This is a genomic window from Paenibacillus harenae (assembly GCF_030812415.1).
Classification (GTDB): Bacteria; Bacillota; Bacilli; order Paenibacillales; family Paenibacillaceae; genus Pristimantibacillus; species Pristimantibacillus harenae_A.
The window spans coordinates 62,314-75,101 of the sequence record NZ_JAUSST010000004.1 but is presented as its reverse complement, the minus strand read 5'-3'; the positions used below and the strand labels follow the sequence as shown (position 1 = coordinate 75,101).

The 12,788-nt window shown below is 52.5% G+C and carries 15 protein-coding genes; 6 read left to right on the top strand and 9 right to left on the bottom strand.

The features are described 5' to 3' along the window. Positions 1-41: 41 nt before the first annotated feature. The gene (locus J2T14_RS15280; RefSeq protein ID WP_307472099.1) at positions 42-857 is read left to right on the top strand and encodes an NAD kinase; all 816 of its coding nucleotides are present in this window, start codon (positions 42-44) and stop codon (positions 855-857) included. A 27-nt stretch (positions 858-884) separates the two neighbouring features. Here the strand turns inward: J2T14_RS15280 and J2T14_RS15275 are convergent, their stop codons facing one another. Both J2T14_RS15275 and lipA read right to left on the bottom strand, forming a co-directional pair. Further along, a complete protein-coding gene (locus J2T14_RS15275) occupies positions 885-1,580 on the bottom strand; it encodes a YutD family protein (protein ID WP_307472097.1) in 696 nt (231 codons plus the stop codon). A 60-nt stretch (positions 1,581-1,640) separates the two neighbouring features. Further along, complete coding sequence (gene lipA, locus J2T14_RS15270; protein WP_307200884.1) at positions 1,641-2,576, bottom strand: lipoyl synthase; 936 nt, start codon at positions 2,574-2,576, stop codon at positions 1,641-1,643. Between the two features lie 108 nt (positions 2,577-2,684). Here lipA and J2T14_RS15265 point away from each other — a divergent pair, with 108 nt between their 5' ends. Further along, positions 2,685-3,746: a M23 family metallopeptidase gene (locus tag J2T14_RS15265; RefSeq protein ID WP_307472095.1), complete on the top strand. Its 1,062-nt coding sequence runs from the start codon at positions 2,685-2,687 to the stop codon at positions 3,744-3,746. Positions 3,747-3,790: 44 nt separating this feature from the next. Here J2T14_RS15265 and yunB read toward each other — a convergent pair whose 3' ends face one another. Next, positions 3,791-4,909, bottom strand: coding sequence for a sporulation protein YunB (gene yunB, locus J2T14_RS15260; protein WP_307200889.1), 1,119 nt, complete (start codon positions 4,907-4,909; stop codon positions 3,791-3,793). A gap of 146 nt (positions 4,910-5,055) precedes the next feature. On the opposite strand from yunB, the gene J2T14_RS15255 reads away from it, so the two are divergent. The 3 genes from J2T14_RS15255 to J2T14_RS15245 all read left to right on the top strand — a co-directional run bounded on the left by J2T14_RS15255 (position 5,056) and on the right by J2T14_RS15245 (position 7,541). Further along, complete coding sequence (locus tag J2T14_RS15255) at positions 5,056-5,811, top strand: HAD family hydrolase (protein ID WP_307472093.1); 756 nt, start codon at positions 5,056-5,058, stop codon at positions 5,809-5,811. A 230-nt stretch (positions 5,812-6,041) separates the two neighbouring features. Further along, positions 6,042-7,022: a phosphotransferase gene (locus J2T14_RS15250; RefSeq protein WP_307472090.1), complete on the top strand. Its 981-nt coding sequence runs from the start codon at positions 6,042-6,044 to the stop codon at positions 7,020-7,022. Between the two features lie 39 nt (positions 7,023-7,061). Continuing rightward, complete coding sequence (locus J2T14_RS15245; RefSeq protein WP_307472089.1) at positions 7,062-7,541, top strand: GNAT family N-acetyltransferase; 480 nt, start codon at positions 7,062-7,064, stop codon at positions 7,539-7,541. A gap of 19 nt (positions 7,542-7,560) precedes the next feature. Here J2T14_RS15245 and J2T14_RS15240 read toward each other — a convergent pair whose 3' ends face one another. The 5 genes from J2T14_RS15240 to J2T14_RS15220 all read right to left on the bottom strand — a co-directional run bounded on the left by J2T14_RS15240 (position 7,561) and on the right by J2T14_RS15220 (position 11,371). Next, on the bottom strand, positions 7,561-8,571 hold the full coding sequence (locus J2T14_RS15240) for a serine hydrolase domain-containing protein (RefSeq protein ID WP_307472087.1): 1,011 nt from the start codon (positions 8,569-8,571) through the stop codon (positions 7,561-7,563). A 309-nt stretch (positions 8,572-8,880) separates the two neighbouring features. Further along, positions 8,881-9,336, bottom strand: coding sequence for an alpha/beta fold hydrolase (locus tag J2T14_RS15235; protein ID WP_307472085.1), 456 nt, complete (start codon positions 9,334-9,336; stop codon positions 8,881-8,883). A 21-nt stretch (positions 9,337-9,357) separates the two neighbouring features. Then, complete coding sequence (locus J2T14_RS15230) at positions 9,358-9,885, bottom strand: hypothetical protein (protein ID WP_307472083.1); 528 nt, start codon at positions 9,883-9,885, stop codon at positions 9,358-9,360. Continuing rightward, on the bottom strand, positions 9,882-10,301 hold the full coding sequence (locus J2T14_RS15225; RefSeq protein WP_307472081.1) for a MerR family transcriptional regulator: 420 nt from the start codon (positions 10,299-10,301) through the stop codon (positions 9,882-9,884). Before J2T14_RS15225 ends, J2T14_RS15230 begins: the two co-directional genes overlap by 4 nt. Positions 10,302-10,504: 203 nt before the next feature. After that, a complete protein-coding gene (locus J2T14_RS15220) occupies positions 10,505-11,371 on the bottom strand; it encodes a sugar phosphate isomerase/epimerase family protein (RefSeq protein ID WP_307472079.1) in 867 nt (288 codons plus the stop codon). A gap of 203 nt (positions 11,372-11,574) precedes the next feature. Between J2T14_RS15220 and J2T14_RS15215 the strand changes: the two genes are divergently transcribed. After that, entirely contained in the window at positions 11,575-11,790 is a 216-nt protein-coding gene (locus J2T14_RS15215; protein WP_307472077.1) for a hypothetical protein, read from the top strand. A 151-nt stretch (positions 11,791-11,941) separates the two neighbouring features. Here the strand turns inward: J2T14_RS15215 and J2T14_RS15210 are convergent, their stop codons facing one another. Then, on the bottom strand, positions 11,942-12,787 hold the full coding sequence (locus J2T14_RS15210; protein ID WP_307472075.1) for a carbohydrate ABC transporter permease: 846 nt from the start codon (positions 12,785-12,787) through the stop codon (positions 11,942-11,944). Between the last annotated feature and the right edge of the window lies 1 nt (position 12,788).

Below are 12,788 nucleotides of genomic sequence, written 5' to 3'. Positions count from 1 at the left end.
TATCATCTTAAGTATGCAATAGATCGGAAGGAGATTTACCTTTGAAATATGCGGTTATTGATCGAGGCGATTCTTTATCGCAATCACTCGCTCAGAAGTTTCATCAGCTTGCTGCGGAGAAGCATTTCGTACGCAACGACGATAGGCCCGAGTTCGTCATCTCGATAGGAGGCGACGGGACGCTTCTGCATGCCTTCCATAAATATATCGATCGTATCGCGGATGTCGCTTTTATCGGCGTTCATACCGGGCATCTCGGCTTCTATGCCGACTGGCAGGCAGACGAGATCGAAGAGCTTGTCGCTATGATGGCGTCGGAACAACCCAGAATCGTTCGTTATCCGCTTGCGGAGATCCAGCTCGAAACGCCATCCGAAACGAACCATTATTTATCCTTAAACGAATTCACGCTTAAAGGCGTCGACGGAACCCTTGTCGCGCAAATTAACATTAACGATGAGATGTTCGAGATGTTCCGGGGAGACGGCATCGTTATTTCAACGCCATCCGGCAGCACCGCCTATAATAAGAGCGTTGGCGGCGCTATCGTCCACCCGTCGATCGAATCGCTGCAGATCGCGGAGATCGCGTCCATCAACAACCGCGTGTACCGTACGCTCGGCTCGTCGGTAATGCTGCCGCAGCATCATCACTGCGATATTATATCCAAGAAGGAGCAAAAGCTCCAACTGACGATCGACCATGTAAGCATCATGCGCAGCGACATTAGCTCAATCCGATGCTCCGTTGCGAGCCGCAAAGTCAGCTTCGCCCGTTATCGTCCATTCACGTTCTGGAATCGGGTTCGCGAAGCGTTCTTGGACTACGACGACCGTAATAGCGGCAAACGCTCTTAAAAACAACAAAGACGCCGAGACACTCCCTTAGGAGCGTCCGGCGTCTTTGTTCGTCCGCTGGTTCGGATTCGGTTCAACGGATGCAGCCGCTTCGCTCGCGGCTGTACCCGGCCGTATATGCTTCTTGTTCCGATGATCGTTGCCGCGGTAAGGCTTGCGCTGCTGTCCTCCGCCGCCGCTGCGATGACCGTTATCCCGCTGGCCGCTCTCGCGGTTGCTATTGTTGCGCTGACTATGGTCTCGGTTGCCGTTGTCATGGCGTTGACCGCCACGGCCAGGCTTCTCTTCTTGAACGAGAACGGCCGTTTCCTTGCCGGCCGCCGTTTCGTCCAGCTGTCCGGTGTCCGAGTGGCCAGCGTTCTCCGGCATCCGATATGTTCTCGCGTCGACCTTCGGCTTCAACTCTTCGGCATCGAAGTCGAGATCTCCCGGCTCCTTCTTGCTCGATTCCTTCTTCTCCAGAATGAAGTAAGCGCAGCCGAAGTTGCAGTATTCGTTAATATAATCCGGCATACCGGAGTAGAGGCTGTCCTTTGTAACCTTGGAATGGGTATCGCGGAAGAAGCCCTTCAGCCTAAGCTGACTATAACCCCAGTCGCCCACGATAAAGTCATACCGCTCCAACACTTCACTGTATCGATCACGAAAGGCTTCTGGATTCCATCCGTTTCTATTCTCATGAACAAGCTCATATGATTTGCCGCCGATATGAATCAAAGCCATCTTCTCCACCTCTTCTGCGCATCCCTTGCATTCCGTTGTAGCAAGTGACGCTTCCTCACGCTATTCCTTCGCCGAGCCTGCTACCGCCATCGTATCCGCGGCAATAGCCGAGTCAGTCTGTTCATGCGCATGATAAGAGCTTCGTACGAGCGGTCCGGATTCTACGTGCCGGAATCCCCGCTTCAGCCCTTCTTCCTTCAACTTCGCGAACTCGTCCGGATGGACGTAACGCTCGATCGCCAAATGATTCGGCGTCGGCTGCAGATATTGACCGAGTGTCAAAATATTGCAATCAACCGCACGCAAATCGTCCATTGCCTGCAAGATCTCTTCGTATTGCTCGCCTACGCCGAGCATGATGCTCGATTTCGTCGGAATCTTCGGCTTCATCGCCTTCGCTTGCTTAAGAAGCTCAAGCGAACGCCTGTACTTCGCCTTCGCGCGGACACGGTCGGACAAACGCTCCACCGTCTCGATATTATGGTTCAGTATATCCGGGTTCGCATCCATTACGATCTGCAAGGCGTCCTTATTGCCCATAAAGTCGGGAATAAGCACCTCGACGCGGCAGAATGGCATCCGCTTGCGAATCGCTTGAATCGTAGCGGCGAATATCGAAGCGCCGCCGTCCGCAAGATCATCGCGGGCAACGGACGTGACGACGCAATGTTGAAGACCCATCTGCTCGGCAGCTTCCGCTACGCGATCAGGCTCTTGCAGGTCAAGCTCTGTCGGCAAGCCGGTCTTCACCGCGCAGAAGCGGCAAGCACGGGTGCAAATATCGCCTAGAATCATGAACGTAGCCGTTCGATTCGCCCAGCATTCGTAAATATTCGGACAGCGCGCTTCCTCGCATACGCTATGCAGCGTCTTGCCGCGCATCATCTCTTTAATTTCGGCAAAATTGCCGTCTGTAGCAAGCTTTATTCGAAGCCAGTCCGGCTTTTGCAATTTCTCGCGTTGTTTCATACGGGCATTACCTGCTTTCACTTTCATTGTATAAGGCCATAACCACTTCGCTTATTATATCACGTTTCGGATAAAAACCAATGATTTGCAAAACATATCGATATTCCGTCATGCTTTTTGGAAAGGGTGAGACGCTTGAAAAGGACTTTTCTGCTGAAGGCGGCACTAACGCTAACATCGCTGCTCCTTGCCGCTCCAGGCATATATGCGCATGCCTCGCCCGGCAACCAGCAGCGAACCGAGCAAACAGCGAAAACAACTCCTTCCTCCGCTGAGGAAGGAGACATGATCGAAACGAGAAAGAGCTTATACGATCAACTGAGCACCGTTACGCAAATACCGTGGTATTGGCTCGCTGCCATTGACCAGTATGAACGGTCCATGTCGAAGGTGAAGCCGAAAGCAAGACCGATGCTTGGAAGCACGGTCGGCGTATTCATCGACCAAGAGTTATGGGCCGGCCCGCTTAATCCCGATATGGACGACAGTTCCCCCGTATCGATCCGTTGGTTCAACGGCATCGGACGCGACGGAGACGGCAACGGCATTGCCGAGCGGACTAGCGATGTCGACCTTCTCTATTCGCTCGTCAGCAAGGTTGCCGCCTATGGCACAACGGAAGAGGACTTCTCGATCGGACTATGGGAATATTACCAGAACGGCCGCGCCGTTAAACGCATTCAGCAGTTTGCCCGCATCTACGAGCATTTCGGCAAGCTCGATCTATTCGAGCACGCGTTCCCGCTGCCGCTTGGCAACAATTACAACTATAAGGACACCTGGGGAACCGGGCGCAGTTGGGGCGGCAGACGAACGCATGAGGGTACGGATATATTCGCGGGCCATGGCGTTCCGGTTAGAAGCACCTGCTACGGCATTATCGAGATTAAAGGCTGGAATCCGTATGGCGGATGGCGGATCGGCATTCGCGACCTTAACAATTTCTATCATTATTACGCCCACCTATCCGGCTATGACAAGACAGCCGAGGTCGGCACGGTCGTGAAGCCCGGCCAAGTTGTCGGATGGGTCGGAAGCTCCGGCTACGGCAAGCCCGGCACGCAAGGCAAGTTCCCGCCGCATCTTCATTATGGCGTCTACAGCGACCGCGGGTTAATCGAATGGTCATTCGACCCCTACCCGATGCTTCGCCGATGGGAAGCCTCCGAGAGGCAGCGCTTGAGATCCAAGCGCTAATACGATAACAAGGCCTCCCTATTCGTCCGGGAGGCCTTGTTGCATTATTCTGCGCCAGTATTGCCAGCATTTCCGGCGCTGTTGTTGCCATGCTCGCCGGATGTATCTCCAGCCGCGCCTTCGCCCCCCGACGCGTTGCCGCTAGCGTCACTTTCCCCGCTATCCTTATTATCGGCGTCCTCGCCCTGAATCGAAACGCCTGAGCCCGGCGACAAAGGAACGGATATGTTCGGCGCTTGCCCTGCCGAATCGCCTACAGGCTTGCCTGTATTGTCATAGTAATACATCGGTACGTCTCCAACGACGAGCAGATACGAAATCGGAATCTCCGTCTCGACCAGCTCCGGTTCGGTATCGAACGGGATGATAATCGTTACTTCGGCCGTAATGCGGATGTATACCTCGACCAGCACCATGTTAATGGCAACGTCCTTCTCGCGCGTGCTGAGCTCCACCTTCGCCGCTCCGACCGGCTCGAACTTCACCGGCACTCTCGGCCCGAACGACGATATGATCGCGCTGTTCAGCGCATGGCCGATCGGGATATGCTCCGGAATGTCCTCCATGTCCTTAAGCGTGTTCTCCACGGTGGATACCGTCTGCGACGTGATCTTCATATGCTCGGCGTAATTCAGAATGAAGCCCGAGATTTTGCCGTTGCTGTTCATCTTCCAGTCGATCAGCTTATCCGACTCCGATTGATTGGCCACCTGATCGGTTATCGCCTTATTAATCGCCTGCGTAGCGACCTGCTTCACCCGAATCTTAGCGATATTCATGAGCGGCGGCCTTAAGTTTCGTTCGATATATACAAACGACTGTATCGATAACAGCGTCATAACGATCAGTGCAATGAGCCAAAAATTGCGCCGCCGCATGCGCGGCCTAGCCGGTCGTCCTCCCCATGCTCCAGGCGGTCCACCGCTGTTGCTGCTACTCCTGTTCCGCATCCCCGCGCCAAACGACAGAGAAGGCGTGCGCTTGCCCCATTTCCCGCGGCTTCCTCCTGCTCTAGCCCCCCACTTCGCCCCTGACGAGCTCGTTGTTGACGCGCTTGTTTTGCTGCCCCAGCTTACCGTTTTCACTCTTTTCAGCGGTCTTCCCGTCCACATGCCGCCTCCGAATGAACGAAACCGCAAGCCTCTCCTTCCCCATTTTGCCAAGTTCAAGGCCTCCTTCCGCTTCACCCTGTCCGTCCTCTGTATCCATTCATATGCGAGGCTCGGCCAAAAAAGAAGGCAGCTTGCCCGTTGCGGCTGGGCCTTGAGACCTTATAATGGAATTAGGAACGAATACTGAAGGCGAATGAATGGGAGTGGTGGAGATGGTTTCGCGGCCTGAAGCTATTTTATTGGACATGGATGATACCATTATTGCCTTCGAGCATGGAGTAGACGTTGACGCCTGCTGGTTTCAAGTATGCGGCAAGCATCTAAAGACCACTGACTTGGGCGCTGTTCGGGAACTAGTACGCGCGATTAAAGCGCAGGCAAAATGGTATTGGAGCGACGCTGAACGGCACCGCGATGGCAGGATGGACCTGACCGCTGCAAGAACGCGCATTATTGATGCCGCTCTGCGCGACTTATCCTTCAGCAGCAGCCGCGACTCGTCCGTCTCGCGCGCGATCGCCCAAGATTACGGACAAGTGCGCAATGAGGCGATCTATTTGTATAACGACGCGATTGAAACGATCCGGCATATAAGATCGCTAGGCATTAAGCTCGCGCTCCTAACGAACGGCACTTCGGCGGAGCAGCGTTACAAAATCGAGCGTTTCAACCTTGCGCCTTTGTTCGATCAGATTTTAATCGAGCAGGAGGTCGGCATCGGCAAACCCGATCCGCGCGTCTACTTGCATGCGTTGGAGCTGCTTGGCGGAGTAGAGCCTGAGTTCGCATGGATGGTCGGGGACAACTACGAGTGGGAGATTACCGCACCTCAGCGAATGGGCATTCGCGGCGTCTGGATCAGCCATAAACGTCCGTTGCTCGATCCCCGTCCCGATGCGGCGCCCTATCAATCCATAACGACCTTAAGCGAGTTACGCAACCTGCTCGATTAACGATGATTTACAGCTCGCCTTCGTAGGCACCTCTATCCGCAGACTTCATCTCTCTTAGGGAGCTCCAATAGAAGCACAGAAGCGACATCTATTCGTTTCAAATCGCGTACGCCCTTTCTACCGGTATGTATGAAACAATTATAATCATCTTTTATATCACGCTCGCCTGCCCGCCAAGCTAGAATAAAATCATATATCGAACCGAACCCTTCTAGGAGGAAGAAAATACGATGATAAAAGTTGCGGCTATCCATACGGTGTTTGATAAAGAAGATTTATTCTCCGCCGTTGCCGAGCTGTACGATATCGGCGTTCCGCTCGTGAGCCGATTCGTCTCGAACGGGTTGAACGATACCTACGACGTCGTTACGGACAAGGGCCGCTACGTACTGCGCGTCTACAAACGCCATTGGCGCGACGAGGCGGCTATCCGTTACGAGCTCGATCTGCTGCTTTACCTGAATGACTGCGGCATCCCGCTATCTTATCCCATTGCACGGAAAGACGGAGAGCTGCTTACGTATCTAGCCGCCTCGGAGGGAACTCGCTATGCAGCTTTATTCACCTACGCCGAAGGCGTCGGCAAAGCGGACATAAATACGAGCGTCCGATACGGCCGAGCGGTAGCCCAGCTTCATCATGCGTCTAATGGCTTCGTTCCGTCCCATGACCGCTTCGATCTGGACAGCGTTCATCTGCTCGATGAACCGCTCGCGCATCTGTTGCCCAAGCTGCAGCACCGTCCCGATGACGCACGTTTCGTTCTAGAGACTGCCGACCGGCTGAAACAGCGGATGAATCAACTGTCTCCGAATAATAACGACTGGGGCGTATGCCATGGCGACCTGCATGGCTGGAATGTGTTCCATGAAGAAGAAAGCGGACTGACGCACTTCGACTTCGACTGCTGCGGAGCAGGCTGGCGCGCGTACGACTTATCCGTCTACCTATGGAATTTCGTACATGGCAGACATGATCCCGAGAAGTTCGGAGACGAGTGCTGGGAAGCCTTCTTAGGCGCTTATTTATCGGAACGTCCGCTTGGGCAATCCGATCTGGACGCCATCCCTTCATTCGTTGCCATCAGGCAATTATGGCTGCTCGGACTGCATACGGGCAATAGCGCCGTCTGGGGAGCATGGCAGGATGACAATTATTTTGACGGAAAGCTGAAATTTCTGAAACTGTGGATGGAGGCATACGATTTATAAGAAGCATTCATTGATCGGTCCGCAAGGAGGCGATGCGTCATGCTCATACAACCGCTGGCGCATGAAGAAGCCAAGCAAATATGCAACTGGCGATACGACGGCGAGTACTCGTTCTATGATATTGCCTATAGCCCCGATACGATAGAGGAGTTGACGGACGGCAGCTACTATTCGGTAACGACCGCATACGGCGCCGAAATGATCGGATTCTTTTGCCTCGGCCCGCATGCGCAAGTGCCCGGAGGACGGCTTGCCGGCCTGTATGGCGGCAAGGACGTCATTGACGTAGGGATCGGCATGCGGCCCGATCTCGTCGGGCAAGGCAGAGGAGCGGATTTTCTGGCGACCGTCACTCAGTATACGATAGATACGTTCCAGCCGCGGAGACTGCGTTTAAGCGTCGCGGCTTTCAATCGCAGAGCGATCGCATTATATACGAAAGCCGGATATCGAAGGTTAGCCGCTTTCGACAGCTGCGGAACTGAGTTTTGGTTAATGCTGTATACACGTCCGCTTTAGAAGCCAAAGCCCGGCATCCTTATCCCTCTGCAAGCAGATGGCCGGCAAAGTTCCCGAACTCCCGTATATCGCTCAAATAATCATACCCCGCTTCGTTGGCGAGCTGATTGTACATCCTCACGACGACAGCGTCATATCGCGGGATGACAAGACAAGCGCAGCCCGTTAAACCAAGAACTTGATACGAATCGCTTGGCAGTCGTTCCCCAAGCTGATTCAGCGGCGTATGATGCTGCAGCCACCATATCATGCCTTGGCGCGGCTCCTCTTGCGCATGCGCGGGCGGCGATTGATGCTCAACGACTCGGGCGAACACCGCCTCTGGAATGGCTTGCACGCCGGTCAACCTGCCTCTCTTCAGATGAAGATAACCCCATTTGGCCAATTCACGCGCACTAACGAACAGGTTGCTTTGATCGCCTGCCGGACTATCGTTTGGCCCAACCCAATTAGGATCATTTTCGTAGTAGTTATAGATCATGTGCTCATGAGGCTTCGTTCGCCAGCCCGTCTCGTCGAAACGATAGGGAATGAACAGTTCTTGCTCCAGCCATTCGCTAAGCGTCATGCCGGTCAGAACGTGAACGAGCCGGAATAACAAATCGATGCCGGTATTGCGATAGGCCCAGCCCTCGCCGGCCTTGAACTCCTTCGCTAACATGCCGTCTTTCCAGACCAATCCATGCGTATGCGTCAACAGATGACGCAGCGTCACGCCCTCTGCCGATTCTCCGCAATCCCGCAAATAGATAATGATCTCATCGTCGATACCGCCGATCAACCCTTTCTCCATCATTAGACTTATAGCTAATGCGAGATACGTTTTGCGCACTGACGCTACATTGAACTGCGATGCCTCATCTACCCGTCTTGCAGTCGGCGAGGCACTATGCCTGCCAGAATACCACTCGTTGACGACCTTATCCTTTTGAATAATGTAGACTGCCGCTGCGGTAGCGCCAATCTCTTGTTGTATACGGTACACATACTCATTCAATCGATCGAACCGACTGCTCCGTTCCCCATCCATTCCGAATTCCTTCTCCCTATTTTCCGTATCTGTCATGGCTATCCAAAAAAAGAGCGATGTCGGCATAAAAGCGATTTCCCGTTGTTTCCTTCAAAGCGTGTCCTGACTCCGGGTACTCCTTAACGGTTAGGTTCTTGCACATTTTACGGTAACGGCCAAGCTCGTTGTCGGGCAGCATAGAATCATCATTCAATCCCCTTGCGACAAAAACGGGACATTCGAGCCTTTTATCGAGGCTGATCTGCGTCGATTCCTTCTGAATCCCTATCACCGCCTTGGTACGGATGCATTCGGTACGGCCGAAAGGAACTAAATACTGATCAATATAGGCGCTCGGCACTCTGGCGGCATCATCCGATGCTCCGGCGGATAATCGCCGATTAGCAGCGACCTCACGTTTTCCTTATGCTTGAAAGCATAACCAAGAGCATACGACACCCCGCGGGAATAACCGAGCAAATGAAATTTCTCCAGCCGCGCATGCTTTACGACGGTCTCTATGTCGCTTATATGGTCCTCTAAGTCATAGCCGGTGTCTGGCGTATCGCTATGCCCTCTCCCGCGGAAAGATAACAACATGCATCTTCTTGGTGAGAGCGATATGACAGTCTCGAGCAACTCGAAATATTCTTCCGCCGTTTCCGACAACCCAGGACATACGACTAACGGTACGCGTCCAGCTTCGAGGTCAGGGCTTGCGTCATAATAATGAATGTTAACGCCTCGATTATCGGCGTAAAACGATGGATACCCCGAATGCTCCATACCAGCTCTCCCCTTCTTCTACTAGCCCTCGATTCGATACTTTTTCTCCAGATCGGAATAAGGCCCGGGCGCAATTGGAATTGGCTTAGCGGCAGCATAATCGTCAGTAAGGGCATCTCTCTCCCCGTCATTACGCTGAGCAAGCCGCAATTCACGTACTTTAGCGACTACCTCTTCATCGATAAGGACATCGTCCATTTGCTCCTCAAGGGCGACTTCCATCCTATAAACGTACTCGATCCGCTGCTCATTCCCCTGCTTATCCGTGTAAATCAGTACCGCTACAATAGGTTTGCTGCCGCAGCTTATCGGTTCATCCGTATAAATCGTTATGATGAATTCATCGGCCCGGTCGGGACGGTATATGACAATCTCGCCCTTATCGTTCTCATAGAAGCGTGACAGATTGCTGCTGCGGCTTATTCCCTGAGGAAGCACGATCCCGATACGAGCTGCCGTAACGTCTCCAATCGGACCGAATTGTACGATCAGATGGTTCATCCCATCCGCATGCTCGAGCTTGGACTTGGCCGAACGTATCGTAATCATGCTTGATCTTCCCCTTCCGCTAAGCGTGTGACAGCGTTGATGATTTTGCTTCGCAGCTCTGGAGCGGTACGGGAGCTAAGCGACAAAATAATATCCTCGCTAATGACGTAAGTGTCATGCTTTAACATTCGATCGGCCTGATAGAGCGGAAGCTTCTCGCCGATTCGGATTACTTCTTCGATCGACAGCCGATCCAACTGCTTCTGGATGCCGGCAAGCGTCTCTCCGCTCCTCGCGAGCGTCAATATCGCACGAAAGTAATGCAGATGATTGTCGGTATAGACACGTTTGTTGCCGACAAGCTCGAGCGGTGGAATGACGCCAATTTGCGTATAATACCGAACCGTTCGCAAATTCATCCCCGCATCCTCGCCCTGTAAAATCTCCGTCAATTGCTTAGCCGTATACTGTTCCATATCATCTCTCCTGACCTTTACACTTTAATGCATTAGTTACAGTATACTGTAACATCCTTCGGATGTAAAACAAATCAAGACTCGGCATGACTACCTTTCTGGTGTCCGCAAGCATGGAGAGGGAATCTAAGGCATTAGTGTCAACTCGTCAAATGCAAAAAAAATACAGACCCGCTTGCACGGTCTGCATTCTGATCGTTCTTCTATAATAACGAGCGGATATAAGCGATATTGTCGCGGAGCAACGTCTCGGAATCGGCAGAGCCGCTGAAGTCCTCGAAGCTGAGCCAGCCGTCGTAGCCGACAGCGCGCAGCGCGGCAATCACTTGCGGCCAATGGACCACGCCAGACGTTACGGCCGACCACGATGCTTGCCAGATTCGTCCATGCTCGCCGCTTCCGATCGTCGGCAGCGTCTCATCCGTACGCTGCCATGCAGCGTTCTTCACATGAACATGCGCCAAGTATTCGCCCAGCACCTCTAGTCCCATTTGATAGTTCTCGAAGCCTTCATGCACCATATTGCCCGGATCATAAATAACGCCGATATGGCTTGCATCGAACCCTTCTACCAGACGGCGGGCAAGCGACGCGCTAGATGCAATGTTGCCATGGTGAACCTCTATGAGTCCTTGGATACCGTAAGAGCGGCTAAGCGCCTCCGCTTCTTGCAAGTACGCGCGTGCCTCGGCATACAGCTCTTGATAGGTACGCTTTCCGTCATAATTCGGTACGCCAATTCGGATGGAAGGCGCGCCAAGCAGCTTCGCCGCGCGCATCGCGTTTTCCGTAGCGGCTAAATCGCCGCTTCCGATGTACGCTGCCACATTCGGCACGACTAGACCAGCCGCCTCCGTCAATTGCTTAAGCTCTAGCAGCTCGGCTTCTGTACTGTCCGTCTCGACGGTGGACAAGTTGTTGCCCCAGAACGAAGGCGCTTCGTCGCGTTTAGCCGGATTCGTCTTCGTGAACCGCCATTCTACGCCGTCATAGCCATTCGCGCGAAGCAGTTCCAACGTACGCTGCTGCGAGCAATCGGGAAGCATTACCGTAAATACTGAAAATTTCATGAGCCACCTCGTTATCGTCGTTATCGAACCTATCGATCGTTTCTGTCCTCATCTTACCATATCGGACGGCCCTTCTCTTCGCTTAGCTTTGCCTTTATGGCTCGCCTATTTGACTGTGGTTGCTATCGCTTGTAGACTAGACAAGTCATTACATTGCATACGATCCATACAAATGGAGATCGATAGTGAAGGAGTTTATACTTATGTCCGTCAATCGACGACTCTTTACAGATAGCGACTTCGAGGAAGTCATCCAAAAACAGCTCAAAATCCGCGTTTTCCAAAATAATCATATTATCGAAGGAAGCACCGTCGTCGTACGCTTCGACGATTCGACCGTCGTTACGCAATCGAGCGTCAGCGATATTACGTATCATAAGCGAAACGCTTGCGAGTTCTTCGAGCTCAGAAGGCGGTAAGAAACCAAAGAACTTTTTACCTGCTTACCTTTAATTCGTACACCCGCGCCGAGTATGGGGCGGAAGGGCTACGCTGATTAAGCCCTTCGGTCGTTTCGATAAGAATGACGAGTCCGTTTTCTCTAAAATAATGAAATCGCGACAGGGCTGCTTATCCTTTCACCGCGCCAGCCGTCATCCCTTCGATAAGGAAACGCTGCATGAATACGAATATGATAACGATCGGAAGCACGCTCAGTACGGAGGCTGCCATCATGCTGCCCCAATCCGTCTGGTACAATCCTTTAAACAGACTGACCCCCGGCGTCAATGTACGATGCGCTTCGTCATTTATGAACACAAATCCGAACATGAATTCATTCCAAGCGTTCAAAAAAGCGAATAACGAAGTAGCCACCAAGCTTGGCAGCGATACCGGAAGCAAAATTCTAAAAATAATGCCTACTCTCGAGCATCCGTCGATTTCCGCCGATTCTTCCATTTCATACGGAATCGTATCGAAAAATCCTTTCATCATGAACGTGCAGAGCGGAACGGTAAACGTCGTATAAGCTAATATCAACGACCAGTAGGTATTAATCAGGTTCATGTTTTTCATGACGAGGTACAACGGAATGAGCAGCAGAACGCCCGGAATCATTTGCGAGAGGAGCATCGCCACGCTGAAGGCTTTCACGCCTTTGAACCGGATAAAGCGGCTAAGCGCGTATCCCGCGAAGATCGAGATCATTAGAGATGCCGCCGTCGTTACGGCCGCAATGAAGACGCTGTTTTTGAAAAAAGTGATGAAGGCCGAACCGTTAAGCACGTTGTCGAAGTGCTTGAGGGTAGGTTTAGAAATGAAGAAGCTCGGGTTCAATGTCCGAATTTCCGTATCCGGCTTCAAGGAAGTTGCAAACATCCAGAGAAAAGGAAACAAGCAATAAAAGGCAAAACCTACGAGTACCGCGTAAGTAATAAAAGTTAACAATCGTTGTTTTCTGCGGCTTATTAACATT

Excerpts from the sequence above, each read along its gene's own strand:
- J2T14_RS15240 (WP_307472087.1), bottom strand. The coding sequence starts at position 8,571 with ATGGATGGGGAACGGAGCAGTCGGTTCGATCGATTGAATGAGTATGTG.
- lipA (WP_307200884.1), bottom strand. The coding sequence starts at position 2,576 with ATGAAAGTGAAAGCAGGTAATGCCCGTATGAAACAACGCGAGAAATTG.
- J2T14_RS15275 (WP_307472097.1), bottom strand. The coding sequence starts at position 1,580 with ATGGCTTTGATTCATATCGGCGGCAAATCATATGAGCTTGTTCATGAG.
- J2T14_RS15255 (WP_307472093.1), top strand. The coding sequence starts at position 5,056 with ATGGGAGTGGTGGAGATGGTTTCGCGGCCTGAAGCTATTTTATTGGAC.
- J2T14_RS15215 (WP_307472077.1), top strand. The coding sequence starts at position 11,575 with ATGTCCGTCAATCGACGACTCTTTACAGATAGCGACTTCGAGGAAGTC.
- J2T14_RS15210 (WP_307472075.1), bottom strand. The coding sequence starts at position 12,787 with ATGTTAATAAGCCGCAGAAAACAACGATTGTTAACTTTTATTACTTAC.
- J2T14_RS15235 (WP_307472085.1), bottom strand. The coding sequence starts at position 9,336 with ATGGAGCATTCGGGGTATCCATCGTTTTACGCCGATAATCGAGGCGTT.
- J2T14_RS15220 (WP_307472079.1), bottom strand. The coding sequence starts at position 11,371 with ATGAAATTTTCAGTATTTACGGTAATGCTTCCCGATTGCTCGCAGCAG.
- J2T14_RS15230 (WP_307472083.1), bottom strand. The coding sequence starts at position 9,885 with ATGATTACGATACGTTCGGCCAAGTCCAAGCTCGAGCATGCGGATGGG.
- J2T14_RS15250 (WP_307472090.1), top strand. The coding sequence starts at position 6,042 with ATGATAAAAGTTGCGGCTATCCATACGGTGTTTGATAAAGAAGATTTA.
- J2T14_RS15225 (WP_307472081.1), bottom strand. The coding sequence starts at position 10,301 with ATGGAACAGTATACGGCTAAGCAATTGACGGAGATTTTACAGGGCGAG.
- J2T14_RS15245 (WP_307472089.1), top strand. The coding sequence starts at position 7,062 with ATGCTCATACAACCGCTGGCGCATGAAGAAGCCAAGCAAATATGCAAC.